Raw genomic sequence first — 17,853 nt, forward strand, 5'->3', positions numbered from 1 at the left:
ACAAGCCGCACGCCATTGTGCGCGCCATGACCGATATCCCTGCCGCCGCCCGTCCCCGCTTCGCCGTCGTCGATATTGCCAGGGGCGTCGCGATCATCGCCATGATCGCCTATCACCTGTGCTGGGACCTGAGCTATTTCCGCTTCATCGGCGCCGATGTCGGCTACGACCCGCAATGGGTGGTGATAGCGCGCAGCATCCTGGCGGTGTTTCTGTTGCTGGTCGGCGTTGGGCTGGTGCTCGGGCATGGCAGGGGCATTCGCTGGCGGAGTTTCTGGCGGCGCTGGGCCTTCGTCGTGGCTGGCGCGCTGGCGATCAGCATCGCCACCTGGTTCGCCTTCCCTGACAGCTTCGTCTATTTCGGCGTGCTGCATGCCATTGCGCTGTTCAGCCTCTTGGCCCTGCCATTCCTCCTGGCGCCGCTCTGGCTGCCGGTCGTGGTCGCGGTGGTCGTCATTGGCCTGCACTTTGTCTATGCCGACGCGCTGTTCAACGAGAAGCTGTTCTCCTGGCTCGGCTTCTGGCAGGTGCCGCCGCCGGCCAACGATCTGGTGCCGGTGTTTCCCTGGTTCGGCGTCGTGCTGCTGGGCGTGATCGCCACGCGGCTGGTGCTGGCATCGTCGTTGGCGGCACGTCTGGCCGCGATCAATCCGGGCGGGCGCCTGGCGCGGGTGCTGGCGTTCATGGGGCGGTGGAGCCTGCTGATCTATCTGCTGCATCAGCCGATCCTGTTGGGGCTAGTCTATCCGGCAGCGGCAATCCTGCAGCCGCAGATCGCCATGCGGCAGGCCGATTTCCTCGGCTCGTGCCAGAGCACCTGCGAGGCCGGCGGCACGACCGCGCCGCTCTGCACCACCTATTGCCAATGCGGCCTCAAGACCGTCGAGGACAATGATCTCTGGGACGCCGTCTATTCCGGCATGCTGAGCGCGCAGGAGCAGACCATCCTCGATGCCAGCAACCGGCAATGCTCGGCTGTGATCTACCCGGAGCTGACGGCGCCGGTCGATTGAGCCCCGTTGCGCAAAAACCTCAAGCGACCAAAGGCGACGAATCCGAGGCCGGATTTGCGTTTTTTGCTCAGATTGCAGCTTGAATGGTAGGCCGAATGGGCATTTTATAGTCAGACAAGTTGATTTGTCCGCGCTGGCAATCTGGCCCAACGGACCCACCACATTTTGATGTATGGATACCGCCTTGACTATGGACAAGGTTGGCCGCGACCGTTCACGCGGCGATGCTCGAACTCATGTTGCGGCGGCGCATGCGGGTAAGGGCCAAAGCCCGCTCGTGCGCATCACGCTCTATTCCTTCCGGCACCCCTGGCAGGCGAGCCTCGCCATTGGCGGCACCATCATGGCGTCGGTGTTGCAGCTGATGATCCCGCGCGTGCTCGGCCATGCGGTGGATCAGGCCGGCGGTCTCGTCGCCGGCGGCAGCACGGGTGCTGAACAGGCGCTGTTCTGGAGCGCCATGACGCTGCTGGCGCTATCGGTGGCACGCGGCTTTTTCACTCTGGTGCAGAACTACTATTCGGAAAGCGTCGGCCATCGGGTCGGCTACGAATTGCGGCTGGCCTTCTACGACAAGGTGCAGCGGCTGTCCTATTCCTATCACGACAAGGTCCATTCGGGTGACCTGATCACCCTGGGCCTGCTCGATCTCGACGGCCTCCGGATGTTCTTCGCCACCGGCTTCGTCCGCACCATCCTGCTGACGGTGCTGATCGGTGTCGGCGCCTATATGCTGCTGACGACCGACGTGCTGCTTGGTCTGATCGCCCTGAGCTTCGTGCCTTTCGTGGCCTGGCGCTCGTCGGTGGCGCAACTGCTGCTGCGCAAGACCTGGCTGGTGCTGCAGGAGCGCCTGTCGGTACTGACCCGCGTCATGGAAGAAAACCTGGGCGGTATCCGTGTGGTGCGGGCCTTTTCGGGCCAGAAGTACGAGCTCGACAAGTTCGACCAGGCCTCCGAGGCGGCACTGGAACTGGCGCATGAGCGCGTCATGGTGCGCGTGCGCAATACCTCGATGATGACCTTTTCGTTCTTCGCCGCCATGGGCCTCGTACTCTGGTTCGGCGGCAACAAGGTGATTGCGGGCGAGATGAGCGTCGGCACGCTGGCCGCCTTCCTGACCTTCATGACCATCCTGCAGATGCCGGTGCGTCAGCTTGGCCTGATGGTCAATTCCTTCGCCCGAGCCTCGACCTGCGGCGACCGCTTCTATGCCTTCCTCGATGCTCCGGTTGATATCGAGGACAAGGCCGGCGCCAAGCCGCTTGAGGTCAGCGCGGGAACGATCGCCTTCAACGACGTGCACTTCACCTATCCGGGCGCGCTGCATCCGACGCTCAACGGCGTCACCTTCGAAGGCAAGATCGGCGAAACGATCGGCATTGTCGGAGCGCCGGGCAGCGGCAAGTCGACCCTCGCCCACCTGATGTCGCGCTTCTACGATGTTTCTGCGGGCAGCGTGACGATCGACGGGCAGGATGTGCGCGACGTGACGCTGGAAAGCCTGCGCCGGCAGGTCGCCGTGGTGCAGCAGGACAGCTTCCTCTTCACCACCACGATCGAAAACAACATCGCCTATGGCGACCCATGGTCCAAGGAGACCAAGATCGAAAGGGCTGCCGAAAGCGCCCAGCTGCACAATTACATCATGGGCCTGCCCGCCGGGTACGACACGGTGGTGGGCGAGCGCGGTGTGTCGCTGTCGGGCGGCCAGCGCCAGCGCCTGTCGATCGCGCGGAGCCTCGTGCTCAAGCCGGCGGTGATGGTGTTCGACGATTCCACCGCCGCCATCGATGCGGGCACCGAACACCGCATCCGCAGCGCCATGCGCCGCTACGCCAAGGACCGCGTGACCTTCATCATCGCCCACCGCCTGAGCTCGCTGATGCATGCCACCAGGATCCTGTTCATCGAAAATGGACGGATCATCGAACAGGGCAGCCACGAGCAATTGCTGGCGCTGGGTGGACGCTATCGCGCCCTGTTCGACCTGCAAACCCGCCCCGTTGATGAAACCGAAGTCGGGGAGGCCGCCCAATGAGCGTGATCGAGGACGACGAACGCGACAGCGCCACCTTTCCCGGCCAACGGCCACCGCGCGCCAGCGTGGGCAGCCACAAGATCGAGGAAGAGGTCTTCGGCAAGGCCTACGATCCCAAGACGATCAGGCGCATCTGGGCCTTCGTGCGGCCCTATCGCAGCAAGATTTACCTGTCGGTGGCCGCCGTGCTGGTCTTCACCACCACGCAGCTGGCCATTCCGCTGATCATCGGCTGGGCCATCGATGGCGGCATGGTGGAAGGCGGCAATGTCACCAACCTGCTCTGGGCCGTGCTGGGCTTTGCCATCTGCGTGCTGTTCAATTTCGCCGCGTCCTGGGTTCAGGAAACGCAGGTGGGGCAGGTGGCCGAGAATGTGCTGTTCGACATGCGCCGCGCCATGTTCGCGCAATTGCAGGCCGTGTCGCTGAGCTTCATGGACAAGACCGAAGTCGGCCGCCTGATGAGCCGTCTGCAGGGCGACGTCAATTCCATGCAGGAATTCCTCGAGACCTCGGTGATCTCGGTGGGCGATATCGTGCTGCTGTTCGGTATTGTTGCCGTGCTGCTGACGCTCGATCCCTGGCTGGGCGTGCTGACGCTGATCACCATGCCCATCCTGTTCATCGTGCGCATCTTCTGGCTGCCGCCGGCCAAGCGCGCCTTCTGGGCGGCGCATGAAACCAATTCGCTGACCAATGGCGCCATGGCCGAAGGCATCAATGGCGTGCGCACCGTGCAGAACCTCGATCGCCAGAAGGTCAATTTCGACCTCTATGACGACAAGGCGCATCATAACCTGCGTGCGCAGCTGACCGGGTCGAAATATGCCCAGGTCATGGTGCCTATCGTCGACAGCCTGACCGGCATTTCGATGGCCACGGTGGTGCTGGTGGGCGGTTCAATGGTGCTCAATGGCGGATTGCAGGTCGGCGTCATCGTGGCCTTCCTGTTCTACATCCAGCGTTTCTTCGATCCGATCCGCTCGCTCACCATGCAGTATTCCATCATGCAGCGCGCCATGACCTCGGGTCGCCGCATCACCGAGGTGCTCGACCTGCCGGTGACCATCAACGACAAGCCTGACGCGCTGACACTAACGCGCGACATGGATGGCTCGGTGGCCTTCAGCGACGTGGTGTTCGGCTACGATCCGGAGCGCCCGGTGCTCAAGCATGTCTCGTTCCGCGTCAATCCAGGCGAGACGGTCGCCCTGGTGGGGCCGACCGGCTCGGGCAAGACATCAGCCATGTCGCTGGTGCATCGCTTCTACGAGGTGCAGGACGGCGCCGTTCTGGTGGGTGGTCACGACGTGCGCAATATAACCCAGGAAAGCCTGGGCGAGCAGGTCGCCATGGTGCTGCAGGAGCCGTTTCTGTTCACGGGCTCGGTCTTTGACAATATCCGCTACAACAAGAAATCGGCGACGCGCGAAGGCGTCATCGCGGCGGCCAAGGCCGTCGGCGCGCATGATTTCATCGAGCGGCTGTCCGGCGGCTATGACAGTATTCTCGAACAACGCGGCTCCAACCTGTCGCTGGGGCAGCGGCAGCTGCTGAGCTTTGCCCGCGCTCTGGTAGCCGATGCCAAAATCCTGGTGCTGGACGAGGCCACGGCCAATATCGATAGCTATACCGAGCGCCAGATCCAGAAGGCGCTCGAAATCCTGCTCGAAGGGCGTACGGGCCTCGTGATCGCGCATCGCCTCGCCACCATTCGCGGGGCCGACCGGATTATCGTGCTGCAGAATGGCGAGAAGATCGAAGAGGGCAACCACGACCAGCTCATGGAACTGGGCGGGCTCTATTCCAGGCTCTACAACATGAACTATGCCAGCTTCGACGATATCCCGGACGAGCTGGTGGCGCAGGCCAATGCGCGGGCGGCGAGTACGTAGCGCTAGAAGCAAGGATACCCCCACCTAACCTCCCCCTGAAAAGGGGGAGGGACCGCCCTGTAATTCAGGCTGGATCGTGCGACACACGCGATCTGTCCCTCCCCCTTGAGGGGAGGCTAGGTGCGGGTGCTCCCATCCCTGATCACCCCTGTTCAGCCCCCATTCAGCCGTGCATGCTATGGCCTCCGGCATCATCGGAGCCTCGCCATGCGTCTCGCTTTCGCCGCCCTGCTGCTGTTGTCAGCTACCCCCGCCTTTGCCGATGCCGTGACCTACAAGGGCACGCTGGGCGATCGTGAGATCGTGGTTGAAATCATCGAGCCGGTGGGTGGGCGCTTTACCTATATCGACCAGGGTGGCGACATTCCGCTCGATCCGGCGGCCAGCCCCGATGGCATGTTTTACTTTGCCGAGGAGGGCCCGTGCGGCGAGACCGCATGCGTGCCCAATTCCGAGGGCGTGGCCGATATGCCGCCCCGCGCCGCGACCTGGGCGCTTGATATCACCGATGATGGTCGATCGCTGATGGGCACGCGCACCAGCGAGAGCAAGAAGGCTATCGTTGAAACCGTCGAACTCATCGAGGTCGGCCGCCGGGCGCTGACGACAGAAGAGCCGACGCCGTTCGGCCTGCATGATCGCAGCGCCATCCTCAGCTACGACATGACCCAGCCACTGACGCCGGACAATGCCGCTTATGAAAGCGTTCTGTTCAGCCTGCCCAAGGTGGAAGGCCGGCGCGAGACGTATACGCACGATACGACGGTTACCTACATGATCGATCCGCGCACCAAGTTCGAGTTTCCACGCATCACGTCGCTCGATGACGGCAGCGATCCCGCGGTGATGAATGCCAAGCTCGAAGAAATGCAGAACCGCCTGAGCCTGTCGGCGCTCGATTGCCTGGCCTTCGTTTATGCGGCCTGGGGCCAGACCAACGACTTCAACTATGCCGGCGGGCATCTGGCCGATATCGATTACGAAACCATCCAGGTCAGCAACCTGACGCCGAACCTGATCAGCTGGACGCAGTCCGGCAGCACTTATTGTGTCGGCGCGCATCCCTACAATCACTATGACGTCCACAACTACAACGTCCGCACCGGTGCGCCGCTGACCGAACGGGACATCTTCTCGGCCTGGGTGCCGCGTGAATATGGCAGCATGGATGTGGTGGCGCCCGAAGTGCTCGCTGCAGCCGGCCCGGACGACTATTTCAGCTGGGGCCCGAGCCAGGAGCTGATCGACTATGTGCAGGCCAATACCGACAAGGCCGCGCTCTATGGTGACGACGCTGAACTGCTCGAGGCCTGCGCCAGTGACGAAGCACTGGCCGACAACATGACGGTGCGCTACCTACCGGACGACCAGATCATGTTCGTGCTATCAGGCTTTCCGCATGTTATCGGCGTCTGCAACGGCGACCTGTTCGCCGTGCCGGCGCTCGACATCGCGCAGTTCATGCACGCTTCGGCCGAGAATTTCTTCCCGTCATTGGCCCACTGATCTCCGCTGTTCCCCGCCTCCGCTGCCGCCCTACGGCACGATTGGATAATCCATGCGCCTCGCCATTGCCGCCGCCTTGTTGCTTTCTACTGCTCCCAGCTTCGCCATCGATGCGGTGACCTATAAGGGCACGCTGGGTGGCCACGATATCGTGGTCGAGCTGGCCGATCCCGGTAATGGCGACCCAGTCGGTCGCTATAGCTACATGAGCCAGGGTGGCGACATTCCGCTTAATGCGCTCGAAGAGGTGGACGGCTATATCGGCCTGCTCGAAGAGGCGCCATGCACGGAAACGACCTGCGTCTCCGACGACAATGGCGTCATCACCAACAAGCCCATCGGTGCGGTCTGGATTCTGCAATATGCAGCGGACGGCTCGCTCGGCGGTAACTGGGGGGCCGAGGGCAAGCAGAGCAAGACGCTGGATGTGACACTGACCGAGATCGGCCGCCGCACGCTGCCCGAGGGTACCGAGATTACGCCCTATGGGCTCTACGATAGCACCCAGCAACTGACCTATTCGGGCGGCACCAGCTTCACGCCCGAGGCGGCGCCTTACGATTTCGCCAAGATGGATGTGGCGCTTGAGGAAGGGCCGGTGGAGGTGCTGGAGGGTTCCAGCTTCCGCTACGTCACCGATCCGCGCAGCAAGTTCGCTTTCCCGCGCATCGTCGCCTTCGCCGATGGCAGCTCGACCGACGCGGCCAATGCAGCACTGGCGGCCGAGCACGCCCAGATCAACTATTTCGCCTTCGACTGCCTGAGTTTGGTCTATGGCGGCTTCGGTGGCCGTGGCGACATGCTCGACATGGGCTACGGCACGCTGGGTGACTTCGATTATGAAAGCGTCACCATGGCCTATCTGTCGCCGACGCTGGTGGGCTGGACCGAAGGCGGCAGCACCTGGTGCGGCGGCGCCTATCCCAACAACCATTTCGACAGCTACATCATCGACGCCAAGACCGGCGCGCCCTTCGCGATGGGGCTTGTATTCAAGGACTGGACGGCGACGACCAACTATGACGACTACGACGCCGATGTGGATCAGGCCGCCGCTTTGGCCAATCCGGGCCGCTATGGCTGGCAGGCTGGCCAGCCATTGATCGACTATGTCATCGCCAACCGCGTGGTCAGCGATGATGAGACCTACGAAACCGAATGCGGCATCGACGAGCTGATCGCCAGCAACCTCGGCATGCGCTTCGCGCCTGATGACACGGTGGTGTTCTCGCTGGTCGGCCTGCCGCATGTGATCTTCGCCTGTGGCGACGATCTGGTGACGGTCAAGCTGGCGGATATTCCGCAGTTTCTGGCACCAACGGCGAAGGATTATTTTCCGGCTTTGGCTGATTGACCATCTTGCGTGGCGCCGGGCCCCAGCAAGACCCCTTGCCCAATCGGTTCTGGTCCGCCGCCCCGACGCGGCGCACAAGTCCAGTGACGTTGGGGAACGCACATGACGATCGCCATTGCTGCCGCGCTGCTCGTGGCGGTGTTTCTGACATCGACGCTATCGGGCATCTTCGGCATGGCGGGCGGGCTGGTGCTGTTGGCCGTCTTGCTCGCCATTCTGCCGGTCGGCACGGCCATTGCCGTTCAGGGCGCTATCCAGATCGTTGCCAACGGCTCGCGGGCCTACATGTCGCGCGCCTATATCGATTGGAAGATTCTGGGCCTCATCTGCCTGGGCCTGCTTGCCGCCGGGATCGTCCTGTTCATCCTGCGCTACACGCCCGATCTCGCAACGGTGTGCATCGCCATCGGGCTGCTGCCCATTCTGGTGTGGATCCCGCAACGCTGGCTGGCGCTCGATGCCTCCAAGCCGCTTCATGCCTTTGTCTGCGGCGTGCTGGGTGGCGGGCTCAACCTTGCAGTCGGCGTCTCCGGGCCAACGGTCGATATCTTCTTCATCCGCACGCCGATGGATCGTCGCAAGATCATTGCGACCAAGGCGGCAACCCAGGTCGTGTCCCATGCCGCCAAGGTGGTCTTCTACTGGAACGCCACGATGATCCTGACGCCCCTCGAATGGGGCTGGATCGCGGTGGCCGCTCCCTTCGCCATCCTGGGCACCAGTGCCGGGCACTGGGTGTTGCAGCGCCTGACCGATGCCAACTTCAAATCGTGGACCCGGCTGATCGTCACCGCCATCGGCATTTACTACCTGGCGCGTGGCATTTCCTTGCTGATCTGACGCCGATGAGTATGGTGCCGCTGGGGAGACAACATGGCACCTTTCGACAGCGTAACTGCACGCCTCATCCTGCTCTTGGCCGAGACCGGCTCGATCGGTCGTGCCGCCGAGCGCGAGGGCATTGCCTCGTCCGCCGTCAGTCGGCGCGTGTCCGATCTTGAGGGTAGGCTCGGCGTGGTGCTGTTCGATCGCTCGGCCCATGGCGTCAAGCTGACCACGGCCGGCGAAGCCTATGCCGAGGGCTGCCGCACCGTGCTACGCGCCATTGCCGATCTCGATGCCGTCATGGCCGATTTCGGCACCGGCCAGCGTGGCGCCTTGCGGCTGGCCTGCACCAGTTCGGCGCTGACCGGCCGCCTGCCGGAACTGCTGGCGCGCTACGCCACCAAGCACAGCGGCATCGATCTGCAATTGCAGGAAATGTCGGCGGCCAAGGCGCTGCTGGCGCTCGACGAGGGCAGGGCCGATATCGCCATCGTCTCGGACAATTACGACTTCACCCGCTTCGAGATCAAAGCCTTCGAAGACGACCGCGTCTGGGTTCTGGCGCCGCCCGAACATGCCCTGGCGGCGCGCATGGAACCGCGCAAGGACCTGCCTTTCGCCGCAGTGCTCGACCATGCCATCGTCGGCAGCGGCCAGGCCGGCTCGCTCAATCGCCTGCTCGACGATGCCGCCAAGGCGGCCGGCAAGCCGCTGGTCGAAAACCTGCGCGTCGAGAGTTTCCCGGCTCTGGTGCGCATGGTCGAGGCCGGCTTTGGCATCGGGTTCCTGCGGTCGACGAGCCTGCATCTGCTGGCGGGCACCGATCTCGCCTGCGCACCGCTGGCCGAACCCTGGGCCCTGCGCCAGTTGCTGGTGGCCCGCCGCAAGTCGACGCCGCTGTCGGCCGCGATGAAGAGTTTTATCGCACTGTGCAACGAGACTTATGTGCCGGCGGCCTAGAGCCGCTTGCGACAACTCGGCCATTGAGCACTGCGCCAAACCCGCCTAGGAATGCGGGTATGAGCAGCGCCCCTAGCAGAATGAGAGAAGTCGGAACGGCCCTGGCCGTGCTCGCCATCTATCTGCTGACGATCCTCACGCCGCTGCATCAGGCGCGCGCCAGCCAGCTCGCGTTTCAGGATCTCGGCTATTCGACCATCGAAAGCGGTTGGGTGCTCTGCTCGTCTACGGAGACGGGGCAGCAGGATCGCGATGTCAGCATCGCCAAATGCCCCGCCGCTGGCATCGGCAAGCCCGCTGCGCTTGCGCCGACGCTCGAAGTCGTGTCGCTCAACCTGGGCGCGATCTTCGTTGCCGCGCCGCTCACCGTGGCCTTGGCGACAGTCACGCCTTTCGCGATAGCGCCGCCAGCCGGGCCACGCGCACCGCCGATTTTGGTCTGATCGCCTGAGCCACCGGCTCGCCAGACCTCATTCAATCCGGAATTTCATCATGATCCGTACGCTTCGCGCTGCCCTTGCGGCCGCAATCCTCATCGTCACGCCCGCCTTCGCCCATAACGGCGTCACCCATCTGGGCGCCATCAACATCTCGCTGCCCTTTACCCGCGCCACCCTGCCCAATGCACCCGTCGGCGGCGGCTTTCTCACCATCGAGAACGAGGGCCCTGAAGCCGACCGGCTGATCTCGGCCAGTTCGCCCGCCTCCGATGTGGTGCAGATCCACGAAATGGCGATGGAGGGCGACGTGATGAAGATGCGTCAGCTCGCCGATGGCCTTGAGCTGCCGGCCGGCGAGACGGTGGTGCTGGCGCCCGGTGGTTATCACCTGATGTTCATGGGCCTCAAGCGGGCCTTTGTCGAAGGCGAGACCGTGCCGGTGACGCTGGTGTTCGAGAAGGCCGGCACCGTCGAACTGGCGCTGCCGGTGCTCGATGCTGCCGCCGATGAGGCACCTGCTGGCGAGCACGCGCACTGATGGCTGGCATCAGAAGCCTGCGCATCGGGCTTTGGATCGTTGTCGCCGTCGTCGCCCTGGCGGCGGGCGGCGGCGCGCTATTCCTGCGCCAGGGGCCGGCGGACGGCTTCGGCAAGGGCACTTATAGCCTGGTCGATCAGAACGGGAAGGCGGTAGACCAGGCGCTGTTTGCGGGCCACCCCTCGGCTCTGTTCTTTGGCTTCACCCACTGCCCCGAAGTCTGCCCGACCACCATGGCGGAAATGTCCGGCTGGTTCGAGGCCCTGGGCGAAGACGGCAAGGACCTCCGCGCCTACTTCGTCAGCATCGATCCGGAGCGCGACACGCCTGATATTCTCGGTGACTATGTGAGCTGGGTCAGCGATCGCATTACCGGCGTTACCGGCACGCCAGAGGAGATCGACAAGATCGCCAAGGCCTGGGGTGTCTACTACAAGCGCGTCCCGCTTGAGGGTGGCGACTACACCATGGACCACACCGCATCGGTGTTCCTGCTCGATGCCGCAGGCGAGTTCCAGGGCACCATCGCTTATCGCGAGGATCAGGCGACAGCGCTCGGCAAGCTGCGCAACCTGCTCGGCAAGTCGTGACGAACTGCCCGGTCCGTCAAAGTCGGGCCGGGCTTCAAAGAGGTGGGGTGACCCGCGCTGCAATGGGCGAGGTTGCAAGGGGGTGACGTCACTGCGCTTCGTGCTAGGCTATTGCAAAAGCACAGGAGCTGCGTCGTGAAGCCATCGATCTCCATCATCACCATCGGTGTCGACGACCTCGAGCGCGCCTTCGTGTTCTATCGCGCTCTGTTCGACATGGACGACGAGCAGATCGGCGCCGGCGAAGACCATGTCGCCTTCTTCTTCGACGACGATTTTTCCTTCGTGCTGTTCCCGCGCGATCAGATCGCCCAGACGGCTGGCAAGGATGTCGCGATATCAGGTTCCCCCGGCTTCGTGCTGAGCCATCAAGCCGGCAGTCCGGCCGAGGTCGATGACATCCTGCGCAAGGTGCTGGCCGGCGGCGGCGCCATCATCACCCAGGGCACCCAGACGGAATGGGGCTATTCGGCGTATTTTGAGGATACCGAAGGCAATGTGTGGGAGTTGATGGCCCAGCCGGCGGCGAACTGACGTACTGTGCCACGCCCTCGTAGTTCGAGGCGCTGAAGAAGCGCACCTCACCATGAGGGCTGTTGTTGGATCGAGTATCAGTAGCCCTCATGGTGAGGTGCGAGTTCTTCGCGAGCCTCGAACCACGAGGGCGTGGCGCTGAACCCTAAAACCCGCCGCCCGTCTTGAAGCCCGAATGCTTGCGTGTGCCGACCGAGCCGGTGCGCGGGCGCGAAAAGCCGCCGCCGCCGCTGTTGGAGCTGCCGCCGGTCCAACCGCCGCCGAAGCCGCCATTGTTGGGCTTGCTCTTTGTGCTGCCGCCGCCGCCAAAGCTGGAATCGGGCCAGTTGAAGGTGCTGCCGCCATTGTCGGGCCAGGGATTGTTCGACTGCCGGCCATTGTTGGGCAGACCGACGCCGCCGCCCCAGTCGGAGGTGCCGGCGCTCCAGTTCTGGCTGCGCTGCCACTGGTCCCAGTAGGATGCCGCCGAGATGCCGCCGCGCAGGAAATCGTTCAGCAGGTCGCCGACCAGCTTGTCCTCGCGGAAGGTCGAGCGCGGGTCGTCGAAGCGCTGCTTCTTGAATTCCCACTGGATGTCTTCGAGCTCGCGACGGCGGGCGGCCAGGGTCTTGAGCCGCTCCTTCTGGTCGGCCGTCTCGGCATCTTCTTCCTTGGCGCGGGCGCGGGCATCGTCGATCTGGGCGACGATGGTGTCGTCCTGCCCGGTGCGGGTCTTGCGCGCATCGGCCAGCAGCGTTCGGATATCCTCGCGGCCCAGGGCGACCGCCAGTTCCGACAGCGCTCCCGCGAAGGCCGGATTGTTGCCCTGCGACAGTGCGCTCAGCGTCTTGGTTGCTTCGTCGCGCTTGTCTTCGATAGCCACCATCTGCGCGTCGAGCGCGTCGATACGCTGCTGTGCCGCGCTCATGGCGTCGCGGATCGGCTTGCCGCCGGCGGCGTCAATGGCCTGCGCCTCGAGTGCATCCACCTCGGCCTCGGCCGCCTTGGCGATGGCGATCTGCCGTTCGGCATGTTCGCGCAGCCGCAGCGGAATTTCGTTGAGCATGGCGAAGTTGGGTCGCGCCTTGTGGAAGCCGACAATGCCGGCGACCAGGCCATCGAGATAGCGGATCAGGTTGTTGGCGCGATAGCTGGCCGTGCCGTAGCCAGCCTCCCACAGATAGAGGAATAGCGGATCGTCGCGATAGGGCTTGCCCTTGGCATCGCGGTCGGCCTCGGCCTGCTCGGTCTTGCGCATGGACTGCGCGGCGACATCGGCCAGTTCGGTCGCCTGGTTGCGCTTGGCGGCAAAGGCGGGGTCGCGCGCTATGGTCGCGCCGAGCTTGGCGGCCAGCGTCTTGAGTTCGGCTTGGTGGCCTTCGAACTGCTTGAGCGCTTCTGCGCGTTCTGCCGTCAGCCGACCCAAAGTCGCGTCGCTCTCGGCAACGTCCTTTTCGGCTTTGCTGAGGTCCTTGGCATGCGCCTTGAGCTGTTCGCGTGCCTTGGCTTCGGCGGCAGAGATGGCGCCGTCGAGTTCGCCCTGGACCGACGGGTCGAGACGCAGTTGCGCCAGCTGCCGGAACAGCTCGGCTTCGCTTTCCTTGATCTTGGCAACGCGCTCGGCCGACCGGGCGAGGCGGGTCGATAGATCGTCCTCCTCGCGGCGGATGTCGCGCATCGCCTCGTCGAGGCTGGCCAGGGCTTCGGGACCGCGGATGCTCATAGACCTACCACTGCGTCACCGCTCCGCCGGAAACCGGCACATTGTATTCCACATCGAGGAAGCCATCCGACTTCCGGCCGATTTCGTTATTCTGGATGATGCCGTCGTCGCGCTTGTCGGCGACCACCGAGTCGTAGACTGCCTCGGACACGCGCACGCCCCACTTGGACACGACTTCGGTTTCGCCATTCTCTTCGTTGAGAATGGGCAGGTCCAGCGTGTTGCCGTCGGTGTCGAGCGCCTCCACCACCAGATAATAGTTGGTGGCCTCGGTATTATTGTCGGGGATGACCCAGAAGCCGGACTGTTCGTCCGAGCGATTGACCACGCGCAGGGAATATTCCTGCCGCAGCAGGTCACGCAGGGCGGTGAGATCGGCGACAGCCGCCTCGGCGGCGGTACGGTTGCCCTCGGCGGCAAAGGTCTGGCCGCGCGTGCGGATCGCCTCGGCGCGAACCACGGCCTGTTGCACCTTGGTTTCTTCAAAGATCGTCTGGTAGAGCGCATCCATCTGCGCCGGCAGGCCCTCTGCCAGCTCGATCCGGGCCGCTTCGATCTGGCCATTCTGATAGGGCTGCCAGATGCCGAACCAGCCGATAGCGGCGACCAGCACCACTCCGGCCACTGCCAGCACCGGCCGGCCCCAGCTTTTGCGCCCGACATAGAGCCGGGCCAATGTGGTGCCGAAACCGGGCGGCGGCGCATCGTAGACGAAACGGCTTTCCTGCAAGGCCGCCACACCCTCCTTGAGGATATGGTCGGACACTTCGATGCCCTGGTCGTGGTAGATTTGGCGCAGCTTGTCGATCAGCTGCGCTTCCTTGGCATCGGTGCCGAGCTCACGCGTAGCCAGGTCCTGCCGGTGACGGAGCGTGTCGACCACGTCCATCGCCAGCATGACTTCGTCGAGAGGTGCAACAGGCTTGGCTGTTACGTCACTCACCGAGACGCGTCCCCTTACTTGCGGGTTTCGAGCAGCAGCGCATTGCCTTCAGCGGCAAGAGCCGCAAGGCGCCGCTTGCCGTCCTCCACCGCATCGCGGATTTCGGCCGAATTCTTGGTCGAGGCCACGCGCATCTCGTTGATGATGAGGCGGCTCTTCTCCTGGAAGTTGACCACCGAATCGACCAGCTTCTTGACCGCGTCGGCGCGGACTGTCGGGCCATAGCCGGCGCGCACGGCCTCTTCGGTCACCTTGTCGCCGATTTCGGATAGGGTCTCGAGGCTCTTGCTCATCCCTTCCTTCATGGCGTTGAGCGTCTCGGTCGACTCATGCAGGCCGAACATGCCGGTGAACGACGCCGAAAGCGCCGTCAGCACGGTCTCGTTGGTCGAGAAGAACGAGATCGACTGCTGATAGACGCGCTCCTTGGCATTGGTCGTCTGCATCAGCCGCGCCATCACCACTTCAGACGTATTGTAGGAGATGGTGAGGTTGTCCGAGAGATCCTTGGCGATCTGGTAGCGGCCTTCCTCGTTCTGCATCGCGCGCAGCTTCTCGTCGCGATCCATTTCGAGGCGGGCGCGATCGGCCGGCACGCTGCCGGCATAGGCAGAGACCGCAGTCGAGGCAGCGGTGAGGATGTTCTTCTTGTCTTCGAGGCGCTTCCCGGCGGTATCAAGCACTTCGAGCGCCATCACTTCCGCCTGCTTCAGCGCGCCGCGGAAATCGCGATAAGCTTCGAGAATCGTGTGCTCGCGGTCGATCTGGTCCTTGGTGTCGGCGGTGACGGCCAGGTAGGTGTCGCGGATCTTGTTGAAGCGCTGGGCGATATCGCCGCGGCTGACCTTCATCCACACGTTGGAAGCGCGCTCGAGCAGGTCGAGCTTGTTGTCGGCCAGTTGGTCGACCATGCCCTTGGCGTCGTCGCGGATGGAATCAAAACCCTTGGTGATCTCTTCGTAGCGCTCGCCGATCTTCATGGCGGCGATCTGCTCGCGCACCACTTCGTTGAAGGAGCTGGCCTGGCTGAGGGTCCGGCCAATGAGCACGACGCGGGTTTCGTCCAGTTCGGTGATCTGCTGCAACAGGCCCGTGATCGGCGCTTCGCCCTGCTGCTCGGGCCACACGCCGAGGTCACGGATGGCATTGACGGCCTTGTCGAGATACTGCAGCGGCTTCTCCGCAACCACGGCGACAGGCGCCACTTCGGTTGCCGGTGCGGTTGTCACTTCATTGGCCATTCTTGTCGCTCCCCGTTGACGCCGAACCGGCGGCTGCGCCCATTCGCGCACTACATTGCTGCTGGCCCGCCGCCTGACAATTGCAACCGTCCGGCAGGCCCACTATTTAGACCATATTGGTGCGAAAAAGCCGCACGTAAAGAGCGGAGTGACCAAGCGTGGCAATCCTTTGTTTCCGTGGGCATAGAGGCCACAATAGGGCCGTGGCGCAACACTTCGGCGACGGTGGCCGCTGATGGATTTCGGCGGCCGCTATAAGATAGCCGCATCGCGGGTCGCCGTATGGGCCGCGCTCAACGATGCCGGCGTGCTCAAGGCGGCGATTCCTGGCTGCCACAAGATCGACTGGGTGAGCGAAACCGCGCTTGATCTCGAGATCAAGGTCAACCTCGGCGTGGTCCATCCCGTATTCAAGGGCGACCTGTCGCTGTCGGGCATTGTGCCGGCGGAGCGCTACACGCTGTCAGGCAAGGGCAGGGGCGGCTTGCTCGGGCTGGCCGAGGGCTCGGCCGATATCATCCTGTCCGATGACGGCGAGGATACACTGCTGGTGTTCGAGGCCAAAGGCGGGGCCTCCGGCCAGATCATGCGGCTGGGCAAAGCCATCATCGGCAACTCGGCGCAGAAGGTGATCGACGGGTTTTTCGAGCGGTTCGGCGCGGCGATGGGGGCGGAGGTAACGCCGCTAGCGCCGGAGTGATACTGCCACGCCCTCGTGGTTCGAGGCGCTGAAGAACGCGCACCTCACCATGAGGGCTGTTGTTAGCCCGGAGTATCAGTAGTCCTCATGGTGAGGTGCGAGCTCTTCGCGAGCCTCGAACCACGAGGGCGTGGCACCAGCCTTAACCTCTCCTTAACCACGCCCCGATCTGCCCTCAAAGCATCACAATCGGGTGCCCGTTCCTGGCGTAGGAAGAGCTCGTCCTGCTTCCAATTTGAATCAAATGCCATGACAACCCGCACCCGCGATACGCTTGCTCTCTTCGCCATCGCCTCGCTGGCCATTCTCGCGGTGCTCTATGCCGATGCCGATCTGGGCCAGATATTCACCGACCTCGCCGCCCGTTTCTAGGCGTCCGCTCAGCACTTGTGCATTGTTGTGCACCCCGCCCGCGGCGGGGGCACAAATTTTGACCAACCGGAAAAATTTCCGCGATTCCCTCTTGCAGGCGTCTCGTTTGCACGATTGTATCCTTCGTTAGCGCACAGAGATTGTCCGTTGGCTCGCGCCGACGCTCATGTGCGAGACAGGGAGACTGACCTCATGAAATTTTCAACCTTCACCAAGGCTATCGCTGGCGGCGTCGCGCTGAGCGCTGTGCTGACCGGTGCCGCCCTCGCCGAACCCGCGCTGATCTACGATCTGGGCGGCAAGTTCGACAAGTCGTTCAACGAGGCCGCCTATAACGGCGCCGAGGAATGGAAGGCCGCTACCGGCGGCACCTATGTCGATGTCGAACTGCAGAATGACGCGCAGCGCGAACAGGTCCTGCGCCGCTTCGCCAGCCAGGGCGCCAACCCCATCGTCATGATGAGCTTCATGTGGAACGGCGTGCTCGACACCATCGCGCCCGACTTCCCGGACACCAACTTCGTCGTGATCGACACCGTTGTCGAAGGCCCGAACGTACAGTCGATCCTGTTCGACGAGCATACCGGTTCGTACCTGGTGGGCGCACTGGCGGCCATGAAGTCGGAAACCGGCTCGGTCGGCTTTGTCGGCGGCATGGACGTCCCGCTGATCCACAAGTTCTATTGCGGCTACGCCCAGGGCGCCAAGGCCGTCAATGCCGACATAAAGATCACCGAAGCCTATACCGGCACCACTCCGGCTGCCTGGAACGACCCGGTGACCGCCGGTGAACTGGCTCAGGCCTCGATGGATGCCGGCTCCGACATCGTGTTCGCCGCTGCTGGCGGCTCGGGCCTCGGCGTGCTGCAGGCCATGGCCGATGCCGGCAAGTACTCGATCGGCGTCGACAGCAACCAGAACTACCTGCATCCCGGCTCGGTCATGACCTCGATGCTCAAGCGCGTCGATACGGCCATCATCACCGCCTTCACCGAAGCCGGCGACGACGCTACCTTCAAGCCCGGCGTGACCATTCTGGGCCTCGCCGAAGACGGCGTTGGCTATGCCGTCGACGACAATAACAAGGACCTCGTCAGCGCCGAAGACATCGCCGCTCTCGATGCTCTCAAGGCCCAGATCGTGGCCGGCGAAGTCGTCGTGCACGATTACACCACCGACTCCACCTGCCCGCTCTAAGC

General features: G+C 63.4%; 17 protein-coding genes. 14 read left to right on the forward strand and 3 right to left on the reverse strand.

From position 1 onward, the window contains the following. The first annotated feature begins 26 nt into the window (after nt 1-26). The 11 genes from IM737_RS15555 to IM737_RS15605 all read left to right on the forward strand — a co-directional run bounded on the left by IM737_RS15555 (nt 27) and on the right by IM737_RS15605 (nt 11,696). Nucleotides 27-1,013: a heparan-alpha-glucosaminide N-acetyltransferase gene (locus IM737_RS15555; RefSeq protein ID WP_236895349.1), complete on the forward strand. Its 987-nt coding sequence runs from the start codon at nt 27-29 to the stop codon at nt 1,011-1,013. Nucleotides 1,014-1,203: 190 nt separating this feature from the next. Further along, nucleotides 1,204-3,054 (forward strand): ABC transporter ATP-binding protein, encoded by a 1,851-nt coding sequence (locus tag IM737_RS15560; RefSeq protein WP_236899943.1) that lies wholly within the window; start codon nt 1,204-1,206, stop codon nt 3,052-3,054. Continuing rightward, entirely contained in the window at nt 3,051-4,949 is a 1,899-nt protein-coding gene (locus IM737_RS15565; RefSeq protein ID WP_236895351.1) for an ABC transporter ATP-binding protein, read from the forward strand. Before IM737_RS15560 ends, IM737_RS15565 begins: the two co-directional genes overlap by 4 nt. Nucleotides 4,950-5,156: 207 nt before the next feature. Further along, nucleotides 5,157-6,455, forward strand: coding sequence for a hypothetical protein (locus IM737_RS15570; protein WP_236895353.1), 1,299 nt, complete (start codon nt 5,157-5,159; stop codon nt 6,453-6,455). A 52-nt stretch (nt 6,456-6,507) separates the two neighbouring features. Continuing rightward, nucleotides 6,508-7,809 carry a hypothetical protein gene (locus IM737_RS15575; protein WP_236895355.1) on the forward strand — a complete coding sequence of 434 codons (1,302 nt, stop codon included), beginning with the start codon at nt 6,508-6,510 and terminating at the stop codon, nt 7,807-7,809. A 102-nt stretch (nt 7,810-7,911) separates the two neighbouring features. Further along, nucleotides 7,912-8,649 carry a TSUP family transporter gene (locus IM737_RS15580; RefSeq protein ID WP_236895357.1) on the forward strand — a complete coding sequence of 246 codons (738 nt, stop codon included), beginning with the start codon at nt 7,912-7,914 and terminating at the stop codon, nt 8,647-8,649. A gap of 33 nt (nt 8,650-8,682) precedes the next feature. Next, on the forward strand, nt 8,683-9,594 hold the full coding sequence (locus IM737_RS15585) for a LysR family transcriptional regulator (RefSeq protein WP_236895359.1): 912 nt from the start codon (nt 8,683-8,685) through the stop codon (nt 9,592-9,594). Nucleotides 9,595-9,653: 59 nt separating this feature from the next. Beyond that, complete coding sequence (locus IM737_RS15590) at nt 9,654-10,037, forward strand: hypothetical protein (RefSeq protein ID WP_236895361.1); 384 nt, start codon at nt 9,654-9,656, stop codon at nt 10,035-10,037. Nucleotides 10,038-10,086: 49 nt separating this feature from the next. Next, nucleotides 10,087-10,572, forward strand: coding sequence for a copper chaperone PCu(A)C (locus IM737_RS15595; protein ID WP_236895363.1), 486 nt, complete (start codon nt 10,087-10,089; stop codon nt 10,570-10,572). Next, nucleotides 10,572-11,162, forward strand: coding sequence for an SCO family protein (locus IM737_RS15600; RefSeq protein ID WP_272906534.1), 591 nt, complete (start codon nt 10,572-10,574; stop codon nt 11,160-11,162). Before IM737_RS15595 ends, IM737_RS15600 begins: the two co-directional genes overlap by 1 nt. Before the next feature lie 135 nt (nt 11,163-11,297). Continuing rightward, nucleotides 11,298-11,696: a VOC family protein gene (locus IM737_RS15605; RefSeq protein WP_236895365.1), complete on the forward strand. Its 399-nt coding sequence runs from the start codon at nt 11,298-11,300 to the stop codon at nt 11,694-11,696. Nucleotides 11,697-11,841: 145 nt separating this feature from the next. Here the strand turns inward: IM737_RS15605 and IM737_RS15610 are convergent, their stop codons facing one another. From IM737_RS15610 to IM737_RS15620, 3 genes are read right to left on the reverse strand one after another with little or no spacing between them, the layout of a single operon-like run. After that, nucleotides 11,842-13,398 carry a hypothetical protein gene (locus tag IM737_RS15610; RefSeq protein ID WP_236895367.1) on the reverse strand — a complete coding sequence of 519 codons (1,557 nt, stop codon included), beginning with the start codon at nt 13,396-13,398 and terminating at the stop codon, nt 11,842-11,844. Nucleotides 13,399-13,402: 4 nt separating this feature from the next. Next, nucleotides 13,403-14,341 carry a DUF6384 family protein gene (locus IM737_RS15615; RefSeq protein ID WP_236895375.1) on the reverse strand — a complete coding sequence of 313 codons (939 nt, stop codon included), beginning with the start codon at nt 14,339-14,341 and terminating at the stop codon, nt 13,403-13,405. 14 nt (nt 14,342-14,355) lie between these two features. After that, entirely contained in the window at nt 14,356-15,582 is a 1,227-nt protein-coding gene (locus tag IM737_RS15620) for a cell surface protein (protein ID WP_236895377.1), read from the reverse strand. Nucleotides 15,583-15,817: 235 nt separating this feature from the next. On the opposite strand from IM737_RS15620, the gene IM737_RS15625 reads away from it, so the two are divergent. From IM737_RS15625 to IM737_RS15630, 3 genes are all read left to right on the forward strand, one after another. Further along, nucleotides 15,818-16,282, forward strand: a complete 465-nt coding sequence (locus tag IM737_RS15625) for a CoxG family protein (RefSeq protein ID WP_236895379.1) — start codon at nt 15,818-15,820, stop codon at nt 16,280-16,282. Between the two features lie 249 nt (nt 16,283-16,531). After that, nucleotides 16,532-16,654: a hypothetical protein gene (locus IM737_RS20975; RefSeq protein WP_272906535.1), complete on the forward strand. Its 123-nt coding sequence runs from the start codon at nt 16,532-16,534 to the stop codon at nt 16,652-16,654. Between the two features lie 192 nt (nt 16,655-16,846). Continuing rightward, nucleotides 16,847-17,851: a BMP family lipoprotein gene (locus IM737_RS15630; protein ID WP_236895380.1), complete on the forward strand. Its 1,005-nt coding sequence runs from the start codon at nt 16,847-16,849 to the stop codon at nt 17,849-17,851. Nucleotides 17,852-17,853 lie beyond the last annotated feature (2 nt).

The sequence above is a fragment of the Devosia sp. SL43 genome (assembly GCF_021729885.1).
Classification (GTDB): domain Bacteria; phylum Pseudomonadota; class Alphaproteobacteria; order Rhizobiales; family Devosiaceae; genus Devosia.

What these genes read in the sequence shown, in the direction of transcription:
- IM737_RS15630 (WP_236895380.1), top strand. Translation starts at nt 16,847, where the DNA reads ATGAAATTTTCAACCTTCACCAAGGCTATCGCTGGCGGCGTCGCGCTG.
- IM737_RS15570 (WP_236895353.1), top strand. Translation starts at nt 5,157, where the DNA reads ATGCGTCTCGCTTTCGCCGCCCTGCTGCTGTTGTCAGCTACCCCCGCC.
- IM737_RS15620 (WP_236895377.1), bottom strand. Translation starts at nt 15,582, where the DNA reads ATGGCCAATGAAGTGACAACCGCACCGGCAACCGAAGTGGCGCCTGTC.
- IM737_RS15595 (WP_236895363.1), top strand. Translation starts at nt 10,087, where the DNA reads ATGATCCGTACGCTTCGCGCTGCCCTTGCGGCCGCAATCCTCATCGTC.
- IM737_RS15590 (WP_236895361.1), top strand. Translation starts at nt 9,654, where the DNA reads ATGAGCAGCGCCCCTAGCAGAATGAGAGAAGTCGGAACGGCCCTGGCC.
- IM737_RS15600 (WP_272906534.1), top strand. Translation starts at nt 10,572, where the DNA reads ATGGCTGGCATCAGAAGCCTGCGCATCGGGCTTTGGATCGTTGTCGCC.
- IM737_RS15580 (WP_236895357.1), top strand. Translation starts at nt 7,912, where the DNA reads ATGACGATCGCCATTGCTGCCGCGCTGCTCGTGGCGGTGTTTCTGACA.
- IM737_RS15575 (WP_236895355.1), top strand. Translation starts at nt 6,508, where the DNA reads ATGCGCCTCGCCATTGCCGCCGCCTTGTTGCTTTCTACTGCTCCCAGC.
- IM737_RS20975 (WP_272906535.1), top strand. Translation starts at nt 16,532, where the DNA reads ATGACAACCCGCACCCGCGATACGCTTGCTCTCTTCGCCATCGCCTCG.
- IM737_RS15625 (WP_236895379.1), top strand. Translation starts at nt 15,818, where the DNA reads ATGGATTTCGGCGGCCGCTATAAGATAGCCGCATCGCGGGTCGCCGTA.
- IM737_RS15585 (WP_236895359.1), top strand. Translation starts at nt 8,683, where the DNA reads ATGGCACCTTTCGACAGCGTAACTGCACGCCTCATCCTGCTCTTGGCC.
- IM737_RS15560 (WP_236899943.1), top strand. Translation starts at nt 1,204, where the DNA reads ATGGACAAGGTTGGCCGCGACCGTTCACGCGGCGATGCTCGAACTCAT.
- IM737_RS15555 (WP_236895349.1), top strand. Translation starts at nt 27, where the DNA reads ATGACCGATATCCCTGCCGCCGCCCGTCCCCGCTTCGCCGTCGTCGAT.
- IM737_RS15610 (WP_236895367.1), bottom strand. Translation starts at nt 13,398, where the DNA reads ATGAGCATCCGCGGTCCCGAAGCCCTGGCCAGCCTCGACGAGGCGATG.
- IM737_RS15565 (WP_236895351.1), top strand. Translation starts at nt 3,051, where the DNA reads ATGAGCGTGATCGAGGACGACGAACGCGACAGCGCCACCTTTCCCGGC.